This is a genomic window from Novosphingobium sp. KN65.2 (genome assembly GCF_001368935.1).
In the GTDB taxonomy this organism is placed as follows: Bacteria; Pseudomonadota; Alphaproteobacteria; order Sphingomonadales; family Sphingomonadaceae; genus Novosphingobium; species Novosphingobium mathurense.
This window is the reverse complement of record NZ_CCBH010000106.1, coordinates 1-1,032: the sequence shown is the minus strand read 5'-3', so window position 1 is coordinate 1,032 and position 1,032 is coordinate 1. Positions and strand designations below refer to the sequence as shown.

General features: G+C 61.8%; 2 protein-coding genes. Both read right to left on the bottom strand.

Translation table 11 applies throughout. The features are described from left to right. Nucleotides 1-41: 41 nt before the first annotated feature. The gene (locus SPHV1_RS03980; protein ID WP_048575093.1) at nt 42-572 is read right to left on the bottom strand and encodes a S26 family signal peptidase; all 531 of its coding nucleotides are present in this window, start codon (nt 570-572) and stop codon (nt 42-44) included. Continuing rightward, nucleotides 569-898 (bottom strand): hypothetical protein, encoded by a 330-nt coding sequence (locus tag SPHV1_RS03975; protein ID WP_048575092.1) that lies wholly within the window; start codon nt 896-898, stop codon nt 569-571. The genes SPHV1_RS03980 and SPHV1_RS03975 overlap by 4 nt, the downstream gene beginning before the upstream one ends. Nucleotides 899-1,032: the final 134 nt, after the last annotated feature.

Below are 1,032 nucleotides of genomic sequence, written 5' to 3'. Positions count from 1 at the left end.
GTGCATATTGCCGCGATCGTGAGCGGGTCCATGGGCGTCTCCTAGATGCTCTCTTTTGTTGAAATCGGGCGGAATGTGCCGATGATTTCAGCCCTGCTGACAGGGCCGTAATACCGGCTGTCAAATGAGTTCGGAATGCGCGTAGAGAGCACAAAATACTCATCTTGGCGTAAACGACGACATGCGCGCCAGTGCGGGAGCTGGACGCCGCGAGGGTCACGATCAACGATTCCGGCAACAGCCTTCCCGTTGATCGTCAGCCCTTCGGGGCCGGTAGTGCAGACGGTATCGCCCGCGCTCGCCACGATCGGCTTTATGATGCTGCCACGCATGAGATACGGGACATGGGCGTTCGCATAATCCCGGCCCAGGGCCGGGACATGGAACGCGATCAGTCGGCCCTTGCCCGGTTCCTCGCCACTGCGGACATAATAGCCGGTCGGGATGCTGGGGGACGGGTTGTAGAGCACAACGGGATGGGGCAGAGCGGCCACCGCTGCCGCTGCCGCCGCAACGGGCGTTAAACCCCACAGAACGGCCCGTAACGCCTTTTTGCGCTTCGCGGCCGTCATCCCTCCCCTTCCCCCTCGGCAGTGTCGAGCAGGCGCTTGAACGCCTCTCCTTTGGAGATCCGATTACGATAGGCATATTCGTCAAACCGCTCCCGATCTTCCTCACGGATTCGGATCGTGAATTGCGCCGTAAAGGTCGCCTCGCGCTTCTTTCTCGACGCTGGCGCCGAAGGCGTCGGCTTCTCGGACACGAAACCGATACGGCCGTTGTCAGCCTTCGCTTTCTCGCGGACCTCCTTGGGCGGCGGAGCGATATAATCCTCGTCCGCTGCAAAGCTGGTGACGCCAGCAAGCGGCGGCGTGGCCTTGATGGGTTTCTTCGTCATGCGGCCTTGCCCTTCCCTTCCTGTAAGCGGCCCAGCACATCAGCGGCGAATGCAGCCGCATTCTCGCGGGCCTTGTCGATCGACGACACGCCCTCAAGTGTGGCGAGCGTCCCCCCTGCGGCAAACAGGGCCTT